At 66.3% G+C, this 24,520-nt stretch carries 20 protein-coding genes; 11 read left to right on the forward strand and 9 right to left on the reverse strand.

Annotation, left to right across the window (positions count from 1 at the left end):
* Positions 1-60: 60 nt before the first annotated feature.
* On the reverse strand, positions 61-213 hold the full coding sequence (locus JY96_RS23725; protein WP_200883465.1) for a hypothetical protein: 153 nt from the start codon (positions 211-213) through the stop codon (positions 61-63).
* Positions 214-320: 107 nt separating this feature from the next.
* Between JY96_RS23725 and JY96_RS08785 the strand changes: the two genes are divergently transcribed.
* From JY96_RS08785 to JY96_RS08800, 4 genes are all read left to right on the forward strand, one after another.
* Positions 321-1,802 (forward strand): hypothetical protein, encoded by a 1,482-nt coding sequence (locus JY96_RS08785; RefSeq protein ID WP_235333884.1) that lies wholly within the window; start codon positions 321-323, stop codon positions 1,800-1,802.
* Positions 1,799-2,650 carry a hypothetical protein gene (locus tag JY96_RS08790; RefSeq protein ID WP_369796133.1) on the forward strand — a complete coding sequence of 284 codons (852 nt, stop codon included), beginning with the start codon at positions 1,799-1,801 and terminating at the stop codon, positions 2,648-2,650. Before JY96_RS08785 ends, JY96_RS08790 begins: the two co-directional genes overlap by 4 nt.
* A 6-nt stretch (positions 2,651-2,656) precedes the next feature.
* On the forward strand, positions 2,657-5,473 hold the full coding sequence (locus JY96_RS08795; RefSeq protein WP_035036700.1) for an ATP-binding protein: 2,817 nt from the start codon (positions 2,657-2,659) through the stop codon (positions 5,471-5,473).
* 218 nt (positions 5,474-5,691) lie between these two features.
* Positions 5,692-6,969: a pectin acetylesterase-family hydrolase gene (locus tag JY96_RS08800; protein ID WP_052162298.1), complete on the forward strand. Its 1,278-nt coding sequence runs from the start codon at positions 5,692-5,694 to the stop codon at positions 6,967-6,969.
* A 134-nt stretch (positions 6,970-7,103) separates the two neighbouring features.
* Here the strand turns inward: JY96_RS08800 and JY96_RS08805 are convergent, their stop codons facing one another.
* Entirely contained in the window at positions 7,104-7,595 is a 492-nt protein-coding gene (locus JY96_RS08805) for an FxDxF family PEP-CTERM protein (RefSeq protein ID WP_081961145.1), read from the reverse strand.
* A gap of 340 nt (positions 7,596-7,935) precedes the next feature.
* Positions 7,936-9,795, reverse strand: a complete 1,860-nt coding sequence (locus tag JY96_RS08810) for a phosphoenolpyruvate carboxykinase (GTP) (protein WP_035036705.1) — start codon at positions 9,793-9,795, stop codon at positions 7,936-7,938.
* 364 nt (positions 9,796-10,159) lie between these two features.
* Here JY96_RS08810 and JY96_RS08815 point away from each other — a divergent pair, with 364 nt between their 5' ends.
* The 6 genes from JY96_RS08815 to JY96_RS08840 all read left to right on the forward strand — a co-directional run bounded on the left by JY96_RS08815 (position 10,160) and on the right by JY96_RS08840 (position 14,566).
* On the forward strand, positions 10,160-10,960 hold the full coding sequence (locus JY96_RS08815; protein WP_035036707.1) for a hypothetical protein: 801 nt from the start codon (positions 10,160-10,162) through the stop codon (positions 10,958-10,960).
* Positions 10,961-10,963: 3 nt separating this feature from the next.
* Complete coding sequence (locus tag JY96_RS08820) at positions 10,964-11,695, forward strand: molybdenum ABC transporter permease (RefSeq protein ID WP_152606415.1); 732 nt, start codon at positions 10,964-10,966, stop codon at positions 11,693-11,695.
* Positions 11,692-12,846 carry a molybdenum ABC transporter ATP-binding protein gene (locus tag JY96_RS08825; RefSeq protein ID WP_161784272.1) on the forward strand — a complete coding sequence of 385 codons (1,155 nt, stop codon included), beginning with the start codon at positions 11,692-11,694 and terminating at the stop codon, positions 12,844-12,846. The genes JY96_RS08820 and JY96_RS08825 overlap by 4 nt, the downstream gene beginning before the upstream one ends.
* A gap of 61 nt (positions 12,847-12,907) precedes the next feature.
* Positions 12,908-13,513 (forward strand): MOSC domain-containing protein, encoded by a 606-nt coding sequence (locus JY96_RS08830; RefSeq protein WP_035036711.1) that lies wholly within the window; start codon positions 12,908-12,910, stop codon positions 13,511-13,513.
* Positions 13,514-13,542: 29 nt separating this feature from the next.
* A complete protein-coding gene (locus JY96_RS08835) occupies positions 13,543-14,175 on the forward strand; it encodes a glutathione S-transferase family protein (RefSeq protein WP_035036714.1) in 633 nt (210 codons plus the stop codon).
* Between the two features lies 1 nt (position 14,176).
* Entirely contained in the window at positions 14,177-14,566 is a 390-nt protein-coding gene (locus JY96_RS08840; protein ID WP_035036716.1) for an SRPBCC family protein, read from the forward strand.
* Positions 14,567-14,571: 5 nt separating this feature from the next.
* Here the strand turns inward: JY96_RS08840 and JY96_RS08845 are convergent, their stop codons facing one another.
* The 3 genes from JY96_RS08845 to JY96_RS08855 all read right to left on the reverse strand — a co-directional run bounded on the left by JY96_RS08845 (position 14,572) and on the right by JY96_RS08855 (position 16,879).
* Complete coding sequence (locus JY96_RS08845) at positions 14,572-14,895, reverse strand: hypothetical protein (protein WP_035036719.1); 324 nt, start codon at positions 14,893-14,895, stop codon at positions 14,572-14,574.
* A complete protein-coding gene (locus JY96_RS08850) occupies positions 14,892-15,797 on the reverse strand; it encodes a 5'-nucleotidase (protein ID WP_035036722.1) in 906 nt (301 codons plus the stop codon). The genes JY96_RS08845 and JY96_RS08850 overlap by 4 nt, the downstream gene beginning before the upstream one ends.
* Positions 15,798-15,871: 74 nt before the next feature.
* Positions 15,872-16,879 carry an AAA family ATPase gene (locus JY96_RS08855; protein ID WP_052162300.1) on the reverse strand — a complete coding sequence of 336 codons (1,008 nt, stop codon included), beginning with the start codon at positions 16,877-16,879 and terminating at the stop codon, positions 15,872-15,874.
* Positions 16,880-17,103: 224 nt separating this feature from the next.
* Here JY96_RS08855 and JY96_RS22135 point away from each other — a divergent pair, with 224 nt between their 5' ends.
* Complete coding sequence (locus JY96_RS22135; protein WP_161784273.1) at positions 17,104-19,572, forward strand: hybrid sensor histidine kinase/response regulator; 2,469 nt, start codon at positions 17,104-17,106, stop codon at positions 19,570-19,572.
* Here JY96_RS22135 and gspF read toward each other — a convergent pair.
* Genes gspF through gspD form a run of 3 tightly spaced genes read right to left on the reverse strand, consistent with a single transcriptional unit; the run spans position 19,565 to position 24,520 of the window.
* Positions 19,565-20,791: a type II secretion system inner membrane protein GspF gene (gene gspF / locus JY96_RS08865; RefSeq protein ID WP_035036725.1), complete on the reverse strand. Its 1,227-nt coding sequence runs from the start codon at positions 20,789-20,791 to the stop codon at positions 19,565-19,567. The two genes, JY96_RS22135 and gspF, sit on opposite strands and share 8 nt — an antisense overlap.
* Before the next feature lie 25 nt (positions 20,792-20,816).
* Positions 20,817-22,241: a type II secretion system ATPase GspE gene (gene gspE / locus JY96_RS08870; RefSeq protein WP_035036728.1), complete on the reverse strand. Its 1,425-nt coding sequence runs from the start codon at positions 22,239-22,241 to the stop codon at positions 20,817-20,819.
* Between the two features lie 17 nt (positions 22,242-22,258).
* The gene (gene gspD, locus JY96_RS08875) at positions 22,259-24,520 is read right to left on the reverse strand and encodes a type II secretion system secretin GspD (RefSeq protein ID WP_081961146.1); all 2,262 of its coding nucleotides are present in this window, start codon (positions 24,518-24,520) and stop codon (positions 22,259-22,261) included.

Genomic DNA, 24,520 nt, shown 5'->3' on the forward strand with positions numbered 1-24,520 from the left:
TCTCCCCTTCATCCTGAAAATGGCAAAAGGGCGCGATTCTGGCACGAGCGCCCCATTTCGTCATGCGGCAGGCGGCGGCTCGGGGTTGTCAGCCACAGGCTGATCCGAGGCAACGGGGGCGCCTTGCGTCTTGCGCTGAGCCTTTTCTTCCTTCTTTTTCTTCTTTTCCAGCTCGCGCTGACGTTTTTCGTACTGGTAATTGGGTTTGGCCACGAGGCATCTTTCGGTTGTGTATTGCTCACGATACCCGAGCTTGTCCCAATCGTCTAACTTATTGCGACAAGAAATCGGGGCCAAGCCTTCCGGCACAATCACCCCCCATGATCGAGGCGCCCCTTCCAGAACAAAACGAGAGCACCAGCTTCGAGGCCTACTTCCGGGATCCGGAATTTGCCCCCCAGCAGCCCCTGGCCTGGGCCCTGAGCCAGCGCCAGGACCTGCTGGAAGCCCTGCGCGGCCTGTTCAGCGGCCCCCAGGCCCTGGTGCAACTGCGCCTGTGGTGCTTCATGGAACTGGCCAGCCAGCCTCAGGCCCGCCTGTCGCGTGACGACGTCAACCGCCTGTTCCACGCCGTGCTGCCCGAGGCGCTGGACAACGTGCTCAAGCGCCTGCGCGACCTGAATTTGCTGGTCTGGGACGCCACCCCGCAGGATTACCACCTCTCGCCCCTGGCGCAACAGGTGCATGGCCTGCTGGCCCCGCTGACCACCCCGCCCGCCGCCGAATACGACGACATGGCGGCCTTGTTGTCGCAGGTGGCCGGTGCCCAGCAGCTCGGCCTGGTCAGCACAAACCAGCTCAAGCACCTGCACGCCCAGCTGGCGCGCCTGCATGACGAGTTCTCGGACGCGATTGCCAGCGGCTCGGAATCGCGCCTGCGCCTGGCCCAGCCGCGCTTTGATCGCGCCCTGGAACTGGTAGACCGCGCCGGCCAGGCCCTGACCGCGCTGATCCGCGCCGAGCACGAAGACCCGCGCCTGGAGCGCGAAGCCCGCGCCATCGGGCAGGAACAGGCTCGCCTGCTGTCCATGGCCAGCCAGTTCACACGCGCCCTGCAACAGGCCGACCGCCAGCGCGTGACGCTGGGCTCCACCGGCCTGACGACCTCGGACGTGCGCGCCTGGCTGCAACGCCACCCGGCCCTGCACGAGCTGATGGGCGAGGCCCTGTCCGTGCCGGTGCGGCCGGTGATGGTCAGCCAGCACGACCTGGTCGACGTGGCCGAAGGCGAATTCGAGCGCGACCGGCCGGGCGCGCAAGGCAGCGCCGGCCTGCCGCCGCCCGCCGAGGCCGCCTCCGGCACGCTCGACACGCTCAGCCTGCCACCCGAGCTGGGCAACCTCATCAGCCTGCTGGACCGCTGGTCCGAGCTGGCCACCGAAGAGGCCGCGGCCCGCGCCGCCTCACCGGATCAAGACCCGAACGCGCCCCCGCCCGGTACGCGCCCCCTGGCCGACGCCATCCTGGGCGGTCGTTTCGCCCAGGCGGCCTACCGCCTGCAACTCATGCCCCTGGTGGGCGATGCGCAGGCCCAGACCCTCAAGGGCCTCACGGGGGATCTGGCGCGTGCGCCCTGGCAGTGGCGCTTCAAGTCCAAGCACATCACCCCGGATGACGAGTCCGTGGCCCTGATCAGCGATGGCGATGTCCTCCCGGCCCGCTTTGACGAACAAGGCCAGGTCATCCCCCTGCCGCCCGACGATCGCGAGCCCATCGTCCTGACGGCCGCCCCGAGCCAGGACGCGCCCACCCGCCGCAAAGGCGCCGGCGCCCCGAAGAAATCCAACCAAGCACAAGCATGAGCGCACACCTCGACGACGCGGCCTTGTTGGCCGCCGAACTATTGGCGCGCCGCTGGCTGCCCCGCCAGCACCCCAAGGTCAAACGCGCCCTCATCGACGCCGAACTGTGGCAAGCCACGCAGGACCGCCTGGCCCAGGTCGGCCTGCGCCTGATCGACAACCTGTATGCCGACCACGTCAGCGTGGCCCTGCTGCGCCAGGCCGAATCCACCGTGTTTGGCGAATCAGGTCTCAACAGCCACAACAACATCGACCTGCCGCGCGACGCCGTCTCGCTGCTGGTGGTGCTGTGGGCGCTGATCATCCTGCCCAAGCGCGAGCGCCAGGCTGCCCGCGCCGCCAACCAGCATGGCGACGAACAGAACGACATGTTCGGCAAGGATCGCCCCGTGCCGACCGCCGCCAGCGTCAGCCCGCTGGTGTCCTACCGCGCGCTGCTGGCCGACTTCGGCGTGCAGCTGGGCAAGAAGACCCGCCTGGACACCAACCTGCGCCGCCTGGAGAACCACGGCTTCATCGGGCGCAAGGGCGAGGACATCGTCGAAGGCCCGCTGCTGGATTTGCTGCTGGACTACGACGCGCTGGCCTCGCGCATCCTGCAAGGCGCCTTGGGTGATGTGCTGATGCAGGCCAAGGAGCTGATCGGCAACTTGCCGCTGGCCCTCACGAATCCGGTGCAAGAGGAGCTCGAAGAGATCCCCGATGAGGACCTTGGCGAGGCTGAAGATGCCGCGCCGCCTGCCATGGCCTCTGAACCCGACGCCCCCGTTGTCAGCACCGATGCCGCCCCAGCAGCGTCCGAGGCCGACCCCACTGTGGCCCCCTCTGCCGCCCCCGACCAGGCCTGATCCCCGATGTTTCACCTGCAAAGCCTTGAACTGCTGCACTGGGACTACTGCCAGCGCCTGACCCTGCCGCTCGACGGCGCCATCATCACCGTGGCCGGCCCCAACGGCTCGGGCAAGACCACCCTGCTGGACGCCATGCGCACCCTGCTGGGCCTGGACTGCTCGGGCGGCCGCAACTACAAGACCTACGCCCGCCACGCCAACGCCGACAGCGCCTGGCTGCGCGCCACAGTGGACAACCGCCCCCGCAACCGCCAGTCCTCCAACCGGCCGTTTGCACGTTGCCTGCTGTACGCGGACACCGTGACCCTGGCCTGCCGCATCGACCGCAATGGCGGGGACTGGACGCGCCGCTACATCATGGTCGAAGGCGATGTCTCCATCGAGCAGATGATCGAACGCGGTGACAAGGACTGGCTGGGCATCGACAACTGGCGCAAGCGCCTCGAAGGCGCCGGCCTGAGCCGTGCGATCGCCAAGGTGCTGGCGCTGGAGCAAGGCCAGACCGACCGCCTGTGCGAGTACTCGCCCAAGGAGCTGCTCAAGCTGGTGTTCGACGTCTTCGGTGACCAGGACGTGCTCGACCGCTACGACGAAGCGCGCAACCACCAGAAGCAGCTCACGCAGGAAGTCGAAGCCGCGGACCGCGAGCTGTCTCACGGCAAGGCCCAGCGCGCTGAGCTCGAATCGCGCGTCAACAACTACCGCCAGTGGGAGCTCAAGTGCCAGGAGCGCGAAACCCTGGCCACCGAAGTCGTGCCCGTGCTCAGCAATGTGGAGACACGCAAGAGCCTGGCGGGCAAGCTGCGAGAGCTGCACAAACAGCGCCTGCAATCGTCTGACGACCGTCGCCAGCATGGCCAGGTCAAGGCCGACCTGCTGCAGCGCCTGCAGGACCAGACCGACGCCGCCACCCGCGTGGAAGAGCTGGAAGCCCAGGTGCGCAGCGCCCGCCGCGTGCAGGAAGAAGCCCGTGATGCCGAACGCCCCGTCGAGCTGCTGGTCAAGCGCGCCGACGAGCTGCAAGGCCTGGCCAGCGTCGAAGGCGACGCGCAGCAGCTCACGCAGCGCATTGCCGAGCTGGGTGAACACAAGCAGAAGCTGTCCACGCAATGGCAGCGTTTGAAGGACCAGCGCGACGACGCCCAGAAGGCCATGGACGGCCTCAAGGGCCAGCGCCTGGCCCCGCCCCCACCGGAGGTCACGCGCTTTCGCCGTGTGCTGGACGAAGCCGGCATTGGCCACCACCTGATCGCCGACATCATCGAGATCACCGATGAGAAGTGGCGCGCCGCCGCCGAAGGTGTGCTGCGCGGCAGCCGCTGGGTGGTGGTGCTGGAGCGCGCAGGGCAAGAAGCCCAGGCCCTCGCCCTGGCCGAGAAAGAGCGCTACCGCCACTACGTGGTGGCCGATGCCGAACACGCGCCCGCGCAACCCGACAAGAACAGCCTGCTGGCCGTGCTGAACTTCTCCGCGCCCGCGCCCCATTGGCTGCTGCGCCAGCTGGGCAACATCCGCCGTGTGGCCCACACCGAAGAGGGCGTGAAGGTCGGCGGCGAGTGGATCACGCCTGACGCCTACCACCGCGACCCGCGCGGCGGCCGCAGCGTCTGGGTGGACCCCAGCCAGTACCAGTTCGGCGCCTCGGCCATTGCCACACGCCGCGACAGCATCGACAAGCGCTTGGCCCAGCTCGACGAAGAGATGACGCGCATCGTGCGTGACCAGGCCTTCTTCGACCGCCAGCTGCAGGACGCCCGCAAGGCCGCACAAGGCTTCACCGCCGCCGCCGAGCTGGCCGAGCGCGAAGCCGAATTCGCCGAAGCCCGCCGCCAGCTGCCCGTGCTCAAGCAGGCCCGCGCCGAAGCCGGCGAGCGCTGGCAACAGACCGAGGCCCAGCTCAAGCGCGCCGTGGTCGAGCAGACCAATGCCCAGCACGCCTACAAGCAGGCCCAGGAACGCCTGGCGCACATCGAACAGCGCAGCGCCCAGCACGAGCGCGAATGGCAGATCCGCTTTGATGATGTCATCGCGCAGGCCGTGATGTCACGCGAGGTGAAGCTGCAACTGCCGCGCAGCTGGCGCCGCCCCGAGCGCATCAAGGAGATGCTGGGCCACTACGGCAACGCCACCCAGGCCCGATTGCGTGCCGAAGCGGTGGAGCGGGAACTCAATGAAGGCAAGTGGGAAACCGACCCCACCGTGATCGAGCAGCTCACGCTGATGAACGCCAACGTGCTGCGTCAGGAAGACGAGCTCAACCAGCGCAAGGCCAGCAATGCCGCGGCGGCGATTGCCGTGGACAACGCCCGCGAGCGCTACACCGACGTGCTCAAGGTGACGGTGCGCCGCTACCGCAAGAACATCATCGAACTGGGCCAGCTGGCCGGCGTGGAAGTCAACGCCGAACTGCCCCACCTCGATGGCGACGACTCCGGCCTGCGCCAGGCCGAACTCAAGGTGCACTTCAACTTCGACGGCAAGGGCAGCATCGGCCTGAACGACGGCGAAGCCTCGGGTGGCCAGCAGGTGATCAAGTCGCTCATCCTGCTGGTGGGCCTGATGAAGGACGACGAAACCCCGGGCGGCTTCGTGTTCATCGACGAACCCTTCGCCCACCTGGACGTGCGCAACATCCAGCTGGTCGGCCACTTCCTGCGCTCCACGCGTGCGCAGTACGTGCTGACCACGCCGATCACGCACAACGTCGAGGTGTTCGAGCCGGCGGATGTCACCCTGGTCACGGCCAAGAAGCCCAAGGGCGCGCGCTGGGCGCCGCCCATCGGTGTGCTGCAACGCCGCGTGCCCACCGAGTTCGCCTGAATGCCATGCCGACAAAGCCTGCCAGGGCACTTTGTCAGCCGCCCGACGACTCGGGATTACCCGACGGGCATTGCACGCCAAGCGTCACCGCCCTGACACTTCCATCCCCCTCGGGTTAGGGGTGTCGGGGGACGAGCGGTGGCTAACCCGCCCCTGGAAAAAAACACTGTGTTCCAGACTTCATCACATGGTTCATACAACCCGTTGATGGAGTCAACATGTCACTCAATGCATTGATCAAGGCCGCGTCCAAGGCCGTCGGTATCAGCCTGCTGTGCAGCATCGCCGCCCAGGCCGCCTACCTGAAATGGGAAATGGTCGAGCTGCCCGCCTCCAGCGGCGCCTCCTGCGGCAACGGCACCCCGTACCGCTTCTTCGTCAACCGCACGCCCTTCACCAGCAAGACGGTGGTGATGTTCGAAGGCGGCGGCGCCTGCTGGGAAAAGGGCACCTGCGAAAACAAGGCCGGCACGCAACTGGCCGCGGTGAACCCTGACGGCATCCCCACCAACTACATGAGTGACTGGAACCGCCAGGCGCACTACGGCCTGGTGACGCCCTTCACCGCCCGCATCGACCCGCTGACTGCGGTGCAGACCCAGAGCTGGAACATCGTCTACCTGACCTACTGCACGGGTGACGTGCACGCCGGCAACAAGGTCACGACCTACTCCGACAGCACCGGCTCCATCGCCTGGTACCACCGTGGCGCCGTCAACGCCAAGGCCGTCAGCGACTGGATGGCCGCCAACCTGCCCAAGCCCGATGTGCTGCTGCTCACCGGCTTCTCGGCCGGCGGCGTGGGCTCGACGGTCAACTTCCCCTACATGCGCACCAAGGTCAAGGCCAACAAGGCCGCGCTGCTGGCGGACTCCGGCCCGCTGTTCTGGACGCCCCGCGATGGCGACCCCGCGCAATACCCTTCGCAGCCCCTGCACAACAAGATCCGTGAGGTCTGGGGCCTGGATGAGCCCAATGGCCTGGCCACCGAGTTGATCACCAAGTACCCGGCTGCTGGCGACACCAACAACCTGGGCTCCGTCACCGCAGGCCTCAACAAGATCTTCCCGAACGACCGCATCGGCTACGCGATGTTCCAGGAGGACATGGACTTCTCGGCCTTCTCGTACACGGCCTTCTACCCCGACATCTCGGGCGCCGCGACGGACGCCGATCGCCAGGCTGCGCTCAACAAGCGCTGGCGCCTGGACATCAACAACACGCTGTCGCACATCCCGCCTGCCGCCAACATGGGTTACTACATCCCCAACTACCGGCAGATCAACCTGTCGCACTGCCTGACCATCGTGACCTTTGGCGACACGGGCATCAAGGAAGCCAACCTGGCCAACGTCGGCACCTTCGTCGACAACCTGCTGGACTTCTCGGGCAGGACGCCGGTGATCCGCTCGCTGGAGCAAAGCCGTGTGAAGGCACCGGCCACCAACCTGTCCGACCTGATCGCGCAGATCATCGGCAAGTCCGGTCTGTTCTGACCTGGGCGCGCGGGCCCTCGGCGGGCCCCGCATGACCACGGGCTCGACGGACTCGTCGGGCCAAACAAAACGGGCTCCAGTGGAGCCCGTTTCTCATGGGGCGGCAACGCCCCGGGTCAGCCGGCGGCCGGCACTCAGTTGCGCTGGCGACGACGCGCCACCAGGCCCATCACACCCAGGCCAGCCAGGGCCAGCGCCATGGATTCAGGTTCGGGCACCGCCGGCGTGGCGTACAGGCTGCCCACATAGGCATGGCCGCCCTTGGGGTAAGCGCCCTCAACCGTCAGCGTGTGCGCCCCGGCAGCCAGGCCGCTGAAGTTGAAGCCATAGCCGGTCGGGGTGGAGGTCAGCGCCAGGGCGTTGCCATCGATCAGCACGGAGCTGAACGACACCGTGCCGAAGAACATGCCCACCGAGCCGATCACATCGCTCTTGCCTGACAGATCAAAGAAAAAGTCGTCGCTGAAGACGCCCCCGGCGGCCTTGCCGGTGGCCAGCAAGTCGCCATACAGCGAGGGGGTGGGCGACAGGGTGCCCAGTGAATCGTCGGGATAGGCCACCACCCCCGCCGATGCCGCGCCGGCCAGCAGCACCGAAGCCGCTGCAAGTACCACGTTCAATTTCATGGAAAAACCTCCTAGAGCCCGCCAGAAGAACCATCTGACTGATGGGGAAAACGCTCAAGCCCGTGAACACACCGTCACTCTGACTCATTCAGGTTTCGGTTTTATGTCACGAACAGGGCACACCGTACCCCCCAATCCGGTGGAACATCGTGACAGAACGTACAGCCCACTGGGCTGAATGACTCATTCAGACACAGTCCTCCAGAGGCGCTTGCAATTTCATGTCATGTGAAGCCCTGTCACATGGCGGACAAACGGGCCACGGGTTCCGCCCAGGCACGGCGCACCGGCAAAGAAAAAGGCCCCGAAGGGCCTTTCCTCATCCGAAGCCAGGAAGGCCTCAGGCAGCCAGACGCTGCTCCAGCTTCGCCTTGGTGGCGGGCATGGCGGCAGGCAGGTTGTAAGCCAGTTGCGTGAACAGCTCGTCGTGCAGCTTGAGTTCTTGCGCCCAGGCAGCCTTGTCGATGCCGATGACGGACTGGAACTGGTCCTTGGTGAAGTTCAGGCCGTTCCAGTTGATGTCTTCGTAGTTGGGGCTCAGGCCGAAAGCGTTTTCCACGCCGTTGGCCTTGCCTTCCAGGCGGCCGACCATCCACTCCAGAACGCGCATGTTTTCGCTGTAGCCAGGCCACACGAACTTGCCGTCAGAACCCTTGCGGAACCAGTTCACGCAGTAGATCTTGGGCAGCGCGTGACCAGCGGCCTGCAACTTGGCGCCCAGGTTCAGCCAGTGCTGGAAGTAGTCGCTCATGTTGTAGCCCATGAAGGGCAGCATGGCGAACGGGTCACGGCGCACCACGCCCTGCGCACCGAAGGCGGCAGCGGTGGTTTCGGAGCCCATGGTGGCAGCCATGTAGACGCCTTCGGTCCAGTCACGGGCTTCGGTCACCAGCGGCACGGTGGTCGAGCGGCGGCCACCGAAGATGAAGGCGTCGATGGCCACACCGGCGGGGTTGTCCCATTCGGGGTCCAGCGCGGGGTTGTTGGTGGCGGACACGGTGAAACGGGCGTTCGGGTGAGCGGCCTTGACGCCGGTTTCCTTGGCAATCTGGGGCGTCCAGTCCTTGCCTTGCCAGTCGATCAGGTGAGCGGGCGGCACGTCGGTCATCGACTCCCACCACACGTCGCCGTCATCGGTCAGGGCCACGTTCGTGAAGATCACGTCGCGGTCCAGCGACTTCATGCAGTTGAAGTTGGTCAGCGTGTTGGTGCCAGGGGCCACGCCGAAGTAACCGGCTTCGGGGTTGATGGCGTACAGCTTGCCGTCGGCAGCAGGCTTGATCCAGGCGATGTCGTCACCGATGGTGGTGACCTTCCAGCCCTTGTAGCCTTCTGGCGGGATCAGCATGGAGAAGTTGGTCTTGCCGCAAGCCGAGGGGAAGGCGGCCGCCACGTGGTACTTCTTGCCTTCGGGGTTGGTCACGCCCAGCAGCAGCATGTGCTCGGCCAGCCAGCCTTGCTCGCGGCCCATGTTGGAGGCGATACGCAGGGCGAAGCACTTCTTGCCCAGCAGCGCGTTGCCGCCATAGCCCGAACCGTAGGACCAGATTTCGCGGGTCGTGGGGTAGTGAACGATGTACTTGGTGTCGGGGTTGCAAGGCCAGGCCACGTCCTTCTGACCTTCGGCCAGGGGGGAGCCAACCGTGTGCACGCAAGGCACGAACTCGCCATCGGCGCCCAGCACGTCGATCACGCCCTTGCCCATGCGGGTCATGAGCTTCATGTTGACGGCCACGTAGGCGCTGTCAGACAGTTCCACGCCGATGTGGGCGATGTTCGAACCCAGGGGGCCCATCGAGAAGGGGATGACGTACAGGGTACGGCCCTTCATGGCGCCCTTGAACAGCGCGTTTTCGCCGGTCTGCAGCTTGGCGCGCATCTCGTCGGGGGCACACCAGTTGTTGGTGGGGCCGGCGTCTTCCTTGCGGTCCGAGCAGATGAAGGTGCGGTCTTCCACGCGGGCCACGTCGGACGGGTGGGTCCAGGCCAGGTAGCTGTTGGGGCGCAGCTCGGGGTTGAGCTTCTTGAACGAACCGGCAGCCACGAGCTGGGCGCACAGGCGGTCGTATTCTTCCGTGGTGCCGTCGCACCAGTAGATGTCCTTGGGCTGCAGCAGGGCAGCCATTTCGGCCACCCAGGCAATCAGCTTGGTGTTCTTGACGTAGGCAGGTGCGTTCACCTGTGCAGCAGTCGTCGTCATGTGAAAAGCTCCAGAAAGTAAAAAACAGGGTCTCGGCAGCCCCATAAAAAGCGTGATTCAGCTTATGAATCAACAACTTATGAAGCTATCGACACCCCGCTATCGGTGTGATCCCTGGCCCTCGTGAGGCCGACAATCCGTGACAGTGGAACCGCGTAGTTTAGTCCACTCGCCGCGCTTTGAGTTCCCCCCTCGGCCGGGGGGGCTGCGACAGCCCGGCATATCAGGGTGAGACTTGAGTCACGAACTGCCCGTGTTTTTGTATCCTGATACATCTTGCGCCGCACCTTTTGGTGTGTGCCGGGCCGCTGCGGGCACACTTGTCACCAAGGCTCTTTTGCGACTTTTTTCACAAATACACACCATGCCCGAGCTGGCCCGCCGCCCTTTTCTGCAACTGAGCCTCAGCGGTGCGCTGGGCTTGTGCGTGGCGCCTGCCGCTTTGGCGCGTGAGCGCGTGGTTGCCCGGGCAGACAGCCCGCTGGTCGGGGTGGACCCGCTGTTCATCTCCACCGGCCTGACGGGGCGCTGGCAATCGGCCATGAAGCAGGATCTGGGCTGGTCGGCACGCTGGTCGGCGATGGACACCAGCGAGGTGCTGCAGCAACTCGAACAAGGCCAGGTGGACGCAGGACTGTTCCTGTCGCACCCCAAAGCCGACGAGCTGGACAAGCAGGGCCTGATCTACAACCGCGTCACGCTGGCGCGCACCGATGTGCTGCTGCTGGGCCCCGTTGACGACCTGGCCGGCATCCACAGCGAAAGCGACCCGGCGCGGGCCCTGGCCCAGGTGCTGGCGGCCCACAACGCGGGCGCGGCGCGCTGGCAACCGCCGCCTGCGGGTTCGGCACTGGCCGCACTGGCCGATCAACTCACGAAGGGGCAGGCTGGCAAAGGCTTGCCTGGCAACGCCAACAAGGCAGCACAGAACGCACCGGCCTACCGCCTCATGACCCGCGCCCAGTGGCTCAAGGCACCGCCCAAGGGCGAGCGCCTCAAGGTCTGGCTGGCCGATGCGCCCGCCATGTCGCTGCAGGCCCAGATCGCCAGCTCGTTCAGGGCGCGCCACGCCGGGGCCAAGCTGCTGACCACCTGGCTGCAATGGCCCCTGGCCCAGAACGCCATCAAGTCCACCCGCCCGGCCTGGCAGGCCATGAAGGAGTGAGCCGTGTCTTCATTTGAACTCGAAGCGCTGTCCTTGAGCCTGCAGGTCGCCGTGATCACCTTGCTGATCTCGACCCCACTGGCCGTGGTGCTGGCCATGGTGATGGCGCGCACGGCCTGGCGTGGCAAGGTGGTGCTCGACACCCTGATCCTGCTGCCCATGGGCCTGCCGCCGGCCGTCATCGGCTTCGGCTTGCTCGTCGGCCTGGGTGGTGTCGGGGGCAATGGCGGCTGGCTGCACAACCTGACGGGCTACAGCCTGAGCTTCTACCCCGCAGGCGCCATCATCGCGGCCAGCGTGATGACCGTGCCGCTGATGGTGCGCATCCTGCGGCCCGCGTTCGAGGCCACCGACCCCATGCTGCTGCCGGTGGCCCGCACCCTGGGCGCCTCGCGCTGGCAAGGCTGGTGGACGATCACGCTGCCACTGGTGTGGCCGGCCGTGGCCTCGGCCATGGCCCTGGGGCTGACGGCCGCCTGGGGCGAGTCGGGCGCCACGCTGGTGCTGGCGGCCGCCTTGCGCCCACACCACGTTGGTGACACCACCGCGCCGGTAGCCCTGGTGCAAGCCCTGCTCAATCAACAGGACGGTGAAGACGCGGCCTGGCATCTGGCCTTGGTGTCGCTGCTGATCGCCATCGCGGCCATCGCCATCAGCGAATGGGGGCGCCAGCGCTGGCGCCGCCGCTGGCAGGCACGCCTGCGCCCCGTTGGCCTGAGCGTATCGACCACATGAACGAACAAACACTGCCGCGCACACTGAGCGTCGAGCTGCGGCTGCAACAACCTGGGCTGGACATCCGCGCCCAGTTCCGCGTGCTGCCCGGCAAGGTCTGCGCCCTGGTGGGGCGTACTGGCTCGGGCAAGAGTGCCCTGCTCAAGGCCACGGCCGGGCTGATGCCCGCCAAGGGTGGGCGCATCGCGCTGGGCACCGATGCCGTCTACGACTCGGCCTCGCGCGTCAACAAGCCGCCCAACGAGCGCCGCATCACCTGGCTGGACGGGCACACGCACCTGTTCCCCCACCTCAACGTCAAGGCCAACCTGCAGTACGGCATCAAGGGCCTGGGCCTCACCCGCCAGGCGCCCGCGTTCGACCAGGTGGTGAGCTGGCTGGATCTCTCGTCCCTGCTCCAGCGCCGGCCAGAGGGCTTGACCGTGAGCCAGCGCGTCAAGGTGGCGCTGGGCCGCGCCTTGATCTCCGGCCCGAACGCCTTGCTGCTGGATGACCCGCTGGGCGAAGTGCCCGCGCACGAGCAGGAAGCCTTGCTGGAATTGCTGGCCGAGGTGCCTGAGCGCTTCAAGATGCCCATGGTGCTGGTGAGCCCGCGCATGAACGAGGTCATCCGCCTCGCCGACGAGGTGGTCATCCTGCATGAAGGCCGCATGGCCAGCGCGGGGCCGGCGGCCCAGATCCTGTCTGATGTGTCCTTGTCCACCTTCCTCGAAGGCGTGCATGCAGGCAGCGTGCTGGAGGGCCAAGTCAAGCGCCACGACATCGACTGGTTGCTCAGCGAGGTGGATGTGTCCGGCCAGCGCGTGACGGTGCCCGCCACCCTGCACTCCGTGGGCAGCAAGGTGCGCCTGAAGGTGCGCGCCCGCGACATCACGCTGCACCGAGCCGTGCCCACGGACACCAGTTGCAGCAACCACCTGCGCGGGCGCATCACGCAGATCATGCTGGCGGGCGAACATGGCACCTATGGCGCCGTGGGCATGGAGCTGGACCGCGCCCTGGACGCCGCCGACAGCTCGCAGCTCAAGGCTGGCGCGCCGATCTGGGCGCTGCTCACACGCAAGTCCATCCAGCAGATGGGCTGGGCGCCCGGGCAACCCGTGGTGCTGGGCTTCAAGGCCATGGCCACCACGGTGTCGGCCTGGCACTGACGCGGCCTTCGGGGCGGCGGCATACTGGCAACCCGCCCCCCTCCATCACAACCGGCCCGCCATGCCCAGCCTCCTGCCACGCCAACTGCTGTCGATCAACGTCGCCACGCCCAGCCCCATCACCATTGAAGGCCGCCAGATCATGACGGCCATCGGCAAGCGGGCCGTGAGCACCCTGGCCGACCCGCAACGCGTGGTGGTCCGCCCGCTGGGCCTTGAGGGCGACGATCAGGCCGACACCAGTGTGCATGGGGGCTTGAGCAAGGCGGTGTACGCCTACCCGCATGAGCACTACACTTTCTGGCAGACGGTGCGTGCGCAGGCACAAGCCCAGGCCTGGGGCGAGGCACTGCCTCACGGCATGCTGGGCGAGAACCTGACGCTCACCGGCCTGCTGGAAAGCGACGCGCATGTGGGCGACGTGCTGCAGTTCCCCGATTGCGCCCTGGCCATCAGCGAGCCGCGCCGGCCTTGCTACAAGTTCCAGGCCATCATGGGCTTCAAGCAGGCGGTGAAGATGATGGCGCAGTCCGGCTACTGCGGCTTTTACCTGACCGTGCGCCAGCCCGGCACCATCGCGGCCGGCGAGTCTTACGACGTGATCCCCGGCGCGCGTGAAGTCAGCATCGCCGAATTGTTCAAGGCCCGGATGCACCGCGGCGTTTGAGCCGCCCAAACCAGCCACAGGAGAAGCCCATGCCCAGCGAACGCCACGTGATCCTGCACCACGCCCCCCAGACCCGATCAGCCGGCGCCCTCGCGCTGCTGGAAGAACTGGGCGCCGACTACGAGTTGCACGTGCTCAACCTGAAAGCCGGCGAACAACGCCAACCGGCCTACCTGGCCATCAACCCGATGGGCAAGGTGCCGGCCTTGTCGCACCAGGGCACGCTCATCACCGAACAAGGCGCCATCTACATCTACCTGGGTGACTTGTACGCCGACAAGGGCCTGGCGCCACAGATGGGTGACCTGCAACGCGGCGCTTACCTGCGCTGGCTGGTGTTTTATGGTTCGTCGTTCGAACCGGCCGTGGTGGACCGCGCCATGAAGCGCGAACCGGCGCCGCCCTCCACCTGCCCCTACGGTGATTTCGACACCATGCTCAAGACGCTGACGGACCAGCTGGCCAAGGGCCCCTACCTGCTGGGTGACCGTTTCTCGGCCGCCGATGTGCTGTGGGGCACGGCCTTGCGCTGGACCACCCAGTTCGGCCTGGTGCCCACCACGCCGGTGATCCAGGCCTACATCGAGCGCGTCACCAGCCGCCCGGCGTCGGTGCGTGCCGCGGCCATTGACGCGGAGCTGCTCGCCAGCCAGACTGCCTGACATGCGCACGCTCAACATCACCGTCACCCTTGCTGTGGAACCCGATGCGGTCATGGCCTATGCGGCCGACCCGCGCAACCTGCCGCACTGGGCACCTGGCTTTGCACGCGGCATCGAACCGGAGGGCGACGAGTGGGTCGTGCACACGGATCAAGGCCCTGTGCGGCTGTGGTTCACGCCGCCCAATGCCGATGGCATCCTGGACCACGTGGTGCGCCTGCCCAATGGCGAGGAAATCATGAACACCATGCGTGTGCTGGCGCATGAGTCGGGCAGCACCGTGTCCTTCGTGCTGCACCAGCGTGCCGGCATGAGCGAAGCCCAGTTCGAGCAGGACGCCGAACTGGTTCGCGCAGACCTGCTCAACCTCAAAGCCTTGCTGGAAGACTGATCAGGTCAGTCTTCGTCGTCCCAGCGTTTGAGACTGCGCTTGAGCTCGTCCAGCCACTTGCGCACATCGGCGCTGGATGACAGCGTCTGCTTGAGCCAATCGGGGCGCTGGCTGGGCTTCTTGGCCAGCGACACGGCCAGGGCAGGCTTGTCGCCGGCTTGCAGGCTCAGCTCGATCACCGGCAAGCCCTTCCACTCGAAGCGCACCAACTCGCCCGTGCCTTTTTCAGCCAGAGGCTTGAGCTCACGCAGATCACGGCGCAGCTTGACCAGGGCCTCATCGGCCTTGAACGGCGGCAGGGCAAAGAAGTCCGACAGTTCCTCGCTCATGATGGGTCTCCCACATTGACGATGCCGGCGGCCACATGCCCGGATGGCACATGGGGCGCGGCGTTTTCGACATGACCGGTCTGGTCATCGAAGAAGAAATCGGGCTCGAACTCACGCAGGAACTCGCCCTTGGGCAAGCCGCCCAGGAACAAGGCTTCGTGCACCTCGATGCCCCAGTCCATCAGCGTGCGGATGGCGCGCTCGTGGGCGGGAGCCCCACGTGCCGTGACCAGCGCGGTGCGGATGCGCATGGCCGATTCGCCCTGCTGCAATTCATGCAAGGCCATCAACAAGGGCTTGAAGGGGCCGCCTTGCAAAGGCTGTTCGGCCATGGCCACCTCGTGCGCCTGGAACGCATCCAGACCACCCTTCTGGAACACCCGCTCGGCCTCATCCGAGAACAACACCGCGTCCCCGTCAAAGGCGATGCGCACTTCATTCGGATGCGCCTCGCCAGCCCGCGCCGCATGCGGCAACACGCGCGCGGCCGGCACACCCGCGGCCAGCGCCGAGCGCACATCATTCTCATTGGCCGACAGGAACAGGTGCGCCTGCAAGGGCCGCAAATAGCGCCAGGGGCTTTGCCCGCGTGTGAACACACCGCGCTCGATGGGCAGGCCATAGTGCTTGGCAGAGCGGAACACCCGCATGCCCGAGACCGGGTCGTTGCGTGACAGGATCACCACCTCCACGCGGGCCTCGTCCGGCGTGTTGAAAGCCAGCAGCTTGCGCACCAGCGAGAAGGCCACGCCCGGCTTGGCCGGCTCGTCGACCTTGTCGAGCTGCAACTTCATGTAGGCGCGGTCGTCCTCGCCTTCGAACAGGCGGTTTTCTTCTTCAAAGTCGAACAAGGCGCGCGAAGAGATCGCGACGACCAGACGTCCAGACAGGCTGGCGGGCATGACAAAGGCCTCATGGCAAGGTGCACAAGAGGCCTAGTGTAGTGGTCGGCAAGCCCGCTTCAGGCCGGCAGGGCTTACTGCACAAAGCCCATGGCCTGGCGCTTGCCGCCTTGCTCGGGCAGGTCCCGCACTTCCAACGCGTAACGCCCGTCCAGCTTGGCATTGCCGAACGCCATCATCAAGGCGCGCCGCATTTCGCGCGGGGCGCAATGGCTCAACTCGGCGAGCACGGCCTCGCTCAGATCAGGCTCGAAACGCTGTCCCCAATCGTGATCGGCCCTGATGCTGCGGTACAGCTTGGATGCGATCTTGCGCGCGGCCTCCTCGTCGGGCATGTCGATGTCGAACACGTTCATGCGGTTGAGGATGGGGTCGGGAATGCCACGCAGGTCGTTGGCCGTGGCCACCCAGATCACCTGGCTGGCGTCGATCGACACCTCGGCGAACTCGTCGGTGAACTGCCCGGCCGTGTCGTGCTCCAGCAGGCTGTAGAGCGAACCCAGCGGGTCATACGCGTGCTCGCCACCGCTCTTGTCGATCTCGTCCACCACCATCACGGGGTTGGCGTACTGGCCATCCACCAGGGTCTCGAACACCTTGCCCGGGCGCGCGCCCTTCCACTGGCTGGAGGCGCCCGACAGCACCCAGCCTGCGGTCATCGAGCTCATGGACACGAAGCCCATGCCCGTGCCCAGCAGTTGCGCCACCTCGCGCGCAAAGTGGGTCTTGCCGACACCGGGCGGGCCCAGCAGCAGCATGGGCGTGATCTCCAGCGCATCGCGGCTGTCGCTGCACAGGGCCAGCTGGCGCTTGAGGTCGTCCAGCACTTCATGGAAGTTGGGCAGCTCGTCGTAGAGGTGCTCCATGGCGGGCAGGCCCGATGGCTTGACCTGGAAGCGCTCGGGGCCCATCTCCAGCATGCGCTCATACGTGGCCCGCAGGGCTTCATGCTCGCGCGGCGGCAGCTTGCCCAGGCGCTTTTCGACCTCGTGGAGCTTGTAGACATGCCGCATGTGGGCGATGGGGATGCGCCCCTTGTAGGTCTCTTGTTGCACAGGCACAAGTTCGGTACAGCTGCTCATATCAGCCCTCCAGGCGTCAACATGCTCTCCCCATCATTGCAGCAAAGGCCATGAAGCCAGAGCCCTTGAACAAGGGGGATGCAGCCATTCATATCATCGAATCCAGACCTCGCCAAGAGGCCCGCCCCGGAGAAGCACAGGGCATCCGTGAGCAAAGGCGCACATGCACGCTGAACAGCGACAATAAGCCCATCGCCCAGATAGCCCAAGTGGCCCGCCCTGACATGCGCACCGCGTCCGTCGTGCTTGACCCGACCATTCCAAGTCCGGCTCGAAGCCCCGCTCAACGTTTACTGTTTGCCCTGCTCGGCTGGATCGCCGTGGCCTCGGCCATCACCTTTGTGGTGTGGCTGGTGAGCCCCTGGTTGATCCCGTCGGCCAGCAACGCCGCGGTCGAGTTCACGGCGCACCGCTTCCGCATGCTGCCCTCGGCCAGCCAGGCGGGCACCAACTGGCAGGATGTCAGCCTGCCCGACACCTGGGCCGCCCGGGGCCTGCCCTCCAAAGGCATCGCGCGTTACGAGTCCACCTTCCTGCTCAGGCAGGCACCCGCCACGCTGCAGCAGCAGACCTGGGCCGTGCGCGTGGACCGCCTGAGCTTCCAGCACCGCGTATGGGTCAATGGCCAGTTGATCCATGCCCAGTTGCTGGACGCCGACCCGCTGGGCCGCCCCATGGCCTACCTGCTGCAGTTCCCCACCAGCCTGCTGCAGCCGGGCCTCAACCAGCTGCAGGTGGAAGTGCAGCACGCCAGCATGGGCGGTATGTCGGCCCCGATGATCGGCGCCACCGACGAGCTGATGCCCGGCCACACCATGCAGGCCTTCCTGACGCAGACCCTGCCGCTGACCATCAACATCGTGGCCACGGCCTTTGCCTGCTTCCTGATCAGCATCTGGCGCCAGCGCCCCACCGAGCTGGACATGGGCATGCTGGGCCTGCTGTGCGTGGTCGTGTCGGTGCGCAACTGCAGCTACTACATCGTCGACGGGCCCACGCTGTCACAAGCCATGACCGGCTGGCTCTACCTGACCGCCCAGGTCACGGCCACCGTGCTGCTGGGCGCCTTTGCGATGGCGATTGCGGGCAAGCGCTGGCCCTGGTTCACCAAGGCGCTGTGGGCCGTGCAGATCGGCTTCCCGCTGCTGGCCGGGCTGGCGGCGCAACAGGGCATGCTGGAAGCGGCCCGCGCCGTGACCTACCCGCTGCTGCTTCTGCTGATGCTGCCCACGCTGGCCTTGTTGCTGCGCCTGCACAAACGCTTCAGCAAACCGGCGGCCATCGGCATGGTGCTGGGCATTGCCGTGTCCCTGGTGGCCGGGGTGCACGACTACCTGCGCCTGATCGGCATGGTGTCGGTCATGCACACCTACTGGTTGCCCATGGCCACCCCTATCACCCTGGCCAGCTACGGCCTGGTGCTGATGAACCGCTTTGTGGAAGCGGGCAAGACGGCCGAGCAGCTCAACATCGAACTCGAAGCCAAGGTGCAGGAGCGCACCCAGGCCCTGGTGGCCGCCAATGCCGCCAAGGGCCACTTCCTGGCGGCGGCCAGCCATGACCTGCGCCAGCCCGTGGCTGCCATCGGCCTGTTGTCCGGCCTGTTGCGCGACCGCCTGCGTGATTCGGCCCTGCATGCCATGACGCTGCGCCTGATCGACGCCGTGCGTGCCATGGAGAACCTGCTCAACGGCCTGCTGGACCTGTCTCGCCTGGAGGCGGGCGCCATCAAGCCGCATTGGCAGGTGGTGGACCTGCACGCCATGCTGGAACGCATCGGCACGCACGAGCAGGAGATGGCCAACAGCAAAAGCCTGCGCCTGCGCGTGCACCCCACCAGCGCCACGGCCTACAGCGACCCCATCCTGCTGGAGCAGATCGTGCGCAACCTGATCGGCAACGCCCTGCGCTACACGCAAAAGGGTGGCGTGCTGGTGGGTGTGCGCCAGCGTGGCGAGCACCTGCTGATCCAGGTGTGGGACAGCGGCCAGGGCATCGCACCGCAAGACCAGCAACGCATCTTCGAAGACTTCGTACAGCTGGCCAACCCTGAGCGCAACCAGGCCAAGGGGCTGGGCCTGGGGCTGGCCATCGTGCAACGTGCCACCAAACTGCTGGGCAGCCGCATCCTGCTGCAATCGCGCGTGGGCAAGGGCTCGTGCTTCTCGATCGAGGTGCCAGCGGCCAGGGCGGCCTTGCTGGGCACCAAGCCGGTGGCGGGCTCGGCCAGATCCGCCACGGCATCCAACAAGGCACCGGCGCCCGCCAGGCAGCCATCGATCTTGCCGCTCGAAGCCATTCACCTGGCTGCGGCTGAGGTCGACAAGCCGCTGCGCGACAAACACATCATCCTGTTGGACGACGACGAAGTGCTGCGCCCGGCCCTGAGCGAGCAACTGCGCTCATGGGGCGCCCACGTCAGCCAGGTTGGCTCGCTGGAAGACCTGGATGAGTTGCTGCAACGCGTGATGCTGGTCGACCTGCTGTTGACCGATCACCGCCTGCCCGATGGCAGTGGCCTGCAGGCCATCGAGATGGCTCGGGCGCGTCACGCCGGGTTGGGGGTCGTGGTGGTCACGGGGGACACGGGCGAAGCGCCCATGAAAGCCTTGCAGGCCTGCGGGGCACCGGTGCTGCACAAGCCCTTCCCCGCTGAAGCGCTGCTCAAGGCGCTTCAGCAGCAGCTCACTTGACCCAGGTGTTCATCTGCATGATCGGCATCATCACCGACATCACGATGAGCATCACGACCAGGCCCATGACCACGATCAGCAAAGGCTCCAGCACGGTCGCAATGGCCAGGGCCTTGCGTTGCACCTCGCCCGAGAGCTGATTGGCCGCGCGCTGCAGCATGACGGGCAGCTGGCCTGTCTGCTCGCCCAGGCGGGCAAACATCGACAATAAGCCAGGGAAGCGTTTCTTGGCCGCCAGGGCCGAGGCCAGCGGCGCGCCTTCGCGGACCTGCACGAGGGCCTCCATGGCGTCCGCCCGCATCGCACGGTTGGACAGCGTTTCAGCGGCCGCCTGCAGCGCCTTCAGGATGGGCACGCCCGAGCCCGCCAGCATGGCCAGCGTGCCGGCAAAGCGCGCCGCGTTGTAGCCGCGCGAGAGTTTGCCGATGAGCGGCAGCTCCAGCCAGAAGGCATCGAACTTCTGGCGGAAATCTTCATTGCGCCGGGCGAACATCAGCGCCGAGAAACCCACGATCAGCACGATGGCCAACAGCCAGCCCCAGTTGCGCATGAAAGCGCTCAGGCCCAGCATGAACTGCGTGAGCGCCGGCAAGGCCCGCTTGCCGCTGGAGAACACCTGCGCCACCTGCGGCACCACGAACACCAGCAAGGCGATCACGATCACGATGGCGAACACCGACACGATGGCCGGGTACAGGGTCGCGCCAATCAGCTTGGATTTCAGCGCCTGCTGCTCTTCCAGGTCATTGGCCAGCTTGTCGAGCACGCCGCCCAGCTGGCCGCTTTGTTCACCGGCCGCCACCACGCCACGGTACACATCGTCGAACTCGCGGGGCGAGCCCGCCAGCGCACGCGCAAACGGCGAGCCAGCATTGACCTCGGCACGCAGGTGCGACACCAGCTCGCGCTGGCGCGGGTCCTCGGCCTCGTCTGCCAGGGCCGTCAAGGCGCGCTCCAGCGGCAGGCCAGCCACCACCAGGCCCGACAGCTGACGCGTCCAGATGGCCAGGGCCGATGAGTTGAACACGCGGCGAACGAAGAGCTGCTTGTTGAGGCCTTCACCCTCGCCCGCCGTCCCCTGGACCACGGTCTCGACCTTGAGTGGCACCAATTGCTGCAGGCGCAATTGCGCGCGCGCGGCCTTGGGGTTGTCGGCCTCGACCAGGCCATTGACGGTCTTGCCGGCAGGGTCCAGGGCTTCAAAGCGGAAGGCGGGCATGGTGTGTGGGCCTTGTTGTTCGCGCTTATTCTCGGGTCACCCGCAGGACTTCTTCCAGCGAGGTCACCCCTTCGGCCACCAGGCGGTCACCGTCATCGCGCATGGTCTTCATGCCGGCCAGTTGCGCGCGCTCGAACAGCTTGGCTTCGGACGCCTGCTCGTGGATCAGCGTGCGGATGTCGTCATCGGCCACCATCAACTCGTACACACCGGTACGGCCCTTGTAACCGCTCATGCCGCATTCGCTGCAACCCACCGGGTGCCACTTGCCATGGCCGTCCTGGCGCTTGCAATGCGGGCACAGCTTGCGCACCAGGCGCTGGGCCAGCACACCCAGCAGCGAAGACGACAGCAGGAAGGGCTCGATGCCCATGTCGGTCAGGCGGGTCACGGCGCTGGGCGCGTCATTGGTGTGCAGCGTGGCCAGCACCAGGTGGCCCGTCAGCGATGCCTGCACGGCGATCTGGGCGGTTTCCAGGTCACGGATTTCACCGATCATGATGACATCCGGGTCCTGACGCAGGATGGCGCGCAGGGCCTTGGCAAAGGTCAGCTCGATGCGGGCGTTGACCTGGGTCTGGCCGATGCCGGGCAACTCGTACTCGACCGGGTCTTCCACGGTCAGCACATTGGTGGTCTGCGAATCGACCGTGCTCAGGCCGGCATACAGCGTGGTCGTCTTACCCGAGCCCGTGGGACCGGTGACCAGCACGATGCCGTGCGGCTGGCGCAGCAGGCGCTTGAAGCGCTCCAGCGAGTCGCCGCTCATGCCCAGCGATTCGAGGGTGAACTTGTTGGCGTCGCCCTTGTCCAGCAAACGCAGCACCGCGCGCTCACCGTGCGCCGAAGGCAGGGTCGAGACACGAACGTCCACCGCGCGGCCACCGATGCGCAGGCTGATGCGGCCGTCTTGCGGCAGGCGCTTTTCAGAGATGTCCAGCTCGGCCATGATCTTCAGGCGCGAGATCAGCGCGGCGTGCAGGGCCTTGTTGGGCTGCACCACTTCGCGCAGCGTGCCGTCCACACGGAAGCGCACGGCCGATGAACGCTCGTAGGGTTCGATGTGGATGTCGGAGGCACCATCCTTGGCCGCCTGCGTCAGCAGCGCATTGAGCATCCGGATGATGGGTGCGTCGTTGCTGGACTCCAGCAGGTCTTCGACCGCGGGCAGGTCCTGCATCATGCGCGACAGGTCCACCGCGCTTTCGACTTCGCCGACCACGGCAGCGGCGCTGCCTTCGCCCGCGGCATAAGCCGTGGCGATGCGCTGCGACAGCGTCTCAGCGGGCTCCTGCTCGATGGCATGCACCACGTGCAGGCGCATCACCTCGGACAGGGCTGCGGAAGACACCGCCGGGCTGGCCCACAAGGTGGCGCGCGTTTCATCGCACTCCAGCAAGATGCCATTGGCCTTGGCAAAGGCATAGGGAAGAGGGTGACGTGCGGCCATGGCCTTCTATCCCTTGTTTACTTGCTGCCTGCGGCCGCGGCGGGCTCCTGCCCAGGTGCTTGCGGCGTCAGCTTGGGAGCGAACCCCGAGCTGGACGGCATCACCACCGTGGGGGCCGGCGCATTGGGGTCGTCCAGCGGCTGGCGCACAGAAGGCATGCTCAGCTTGTTGCTCAGCTTGAGCGGATCCAGTTGCGGCGCCTCGTTGATGGGCAGCACATAGCTCTTGTCGGGCACAGAGGTGATCTGGCGCTGGCGCATGTACTCGTAACGGTCCATCGTCAGGCTGTTGCTGTCGTCCTGGGTGCGCATCACCGCCGGCCGCAGGAAGACCATCAGGTTCTTCTTGCTGCGCTCGCGCGAGCGGCTCTTGAACAGGTTGCCCAGTATGGGGATGTCACCCAGCAGCGGCACCTTGCTGTCGCCATCGCCGTACGAGTCAGACAACAGGCCACCCAGCACCAGCGTCTGGCCGTCGTCCACCACCACGGTGGTCTCGATGGTGCTCTTGTTGGTCGTCAGGCCATTGGGTGAAGACTTGCTGGACGGATCGACGTCCGACTTCTCCTGGAACACCGTCATGCGCACGGTGCCACCTTCGCCCACCTGCGGGCGCACGCGCAGCACCAGGCCCACGTCCTTGCGCTCCACCGTGGTGAAGGGGTTCACCGAACCGCTGCTGGAGGTGGCGCCGTTGGTGTAAGAGCCCGTCACGAAGGGCACGTTCTGGCCGACCACGATCTTGGCCTCTTCGTTGTCCAGCGCGATCAGGTTCGGCTTGGACAGCACGTTGGCGCCCGTGTTCTGCTCCAGGAAGGTCGCCAGCGCGCCGAGGTTGTAGGTGCCTTCCGAGTTCTTGTGCAGCAGGCCGATGTTGAAGCCCGTCAGCCCCTGCACGGCCGACTTCGTGGTCACGCTGAACAGGCCCGGCACGGAGCCATTGGCCAGGTTGGTACCCGCACCGATGACATTGGTGGAACCGGCCGCACCGGCCCACTGGAAGCCGACTTGCGCCAGCTTGCTCTCGTCCACCTGGACGATCATGGCCTCGATGTAGATCTGGGCGCGACGACCATCCAGCTGGTCCACCACGGCGCGCAACTGCTTGTACAGCGAATCGGTGGCGGTGATGATCAGCGAGTTGGTCGAGGGGTCAGCCTGGATGAAGCCACCCGTCGAAGGCTGGGCCGAAGCGCCCACAGGCGAGGTCGATTGCGTCGATGCGCCGCCGGCCGAGCTGGCCATGCCTGCCCCTGCGGTCGAGGTCGGCAAGCCGCTCGCACCGGCACTGGCCGCCCCACCCGAGCCGCCCGAAGAGCCACCCGCACCCGGGAAGGCCGCGCGCAACACCTGCGCCAGCTTCACCGCATCGGCGTTCTTGAGGTAGACCACGTGGATGCCGCTGCCCCCCAGGCCCGAGGTACCAGGGCGATCCAGGCGCTGGATCAGGTTGCGCACCAGCGTCATGCGGGCGGCATTGGGCGCGCGCACCATCAGCGTGTTGGTCCGTGCATCCGACAGCACCATGGTGCTCTGGGCACCCGCCGCGGCACCGGGAGCCCCATGCGTCGAACTGCCGCCGTCGGCCAGCTTCTGCACCACCGGCGCCAGGTCCGACGCAATGGCGTATTGCAGCGGGATGGCCTCCATGTCCGTGGCCGTGGGCACGTCCAGCGCTGCGATCATCTGGCCGATGCGCTTGAGGTTGTCGGCGTAGTCCGTGATGACCAGGGTGTTGGTCGACGCGTTGGCGTTGATCGTGTTGTTCGGGCTGATCAGGGGGCGCAGCACGGTCACCAGGTTGTTGGCACTCTCGTACTGGATACGGAAGATCTGGGTGACGACCTGGTCACCCGATTGCTTGACCGAGCCCACATCCACCGTGCCGGTCTGCAGCTTGGCTTCGGCTTCAGGCACCACCTTCAGCAGGCCGGCCACTTCCACCAGGCTGAAGCCCTGCCCACGCAGGGCGGCCAGGAAGTTCAGATAGGCCTCGCGCGGCGTCAGCGGCTGATCGCTGTACAGCGTGATGGCACCTTTGACGCGAGGGTCGACCAGGATCTGGCGGTTGATGATCGCCGCCATGGCGCGTGCCACGCCTTCGATCTCGGCATTCACGAAGTTGAGCGTGACCGTTGGCGCCGAAGCCGCCTTGCGGGCAGCAGGCGGCGCAGCCAGGGCCAGACCGACCGGCAGCAAGCCGCCTGGCCCGAAGGTCAATGCCAGGGCCACGGCCAGTGCGCCGGCACGGGGGCGAGTCAGCAGGGGATGGGTCTTCAT

The organism is Aquabacterium sp. NJ1, assembly GCF_000768065.1.
In the GTDB taxonomy this organism is placed as follows: domain Bacteria; phylum Pseudomonadota; class Gammaproteobacteria; order Burkholderiales; family Burkholderiaceae_C; genus Aquabacterium.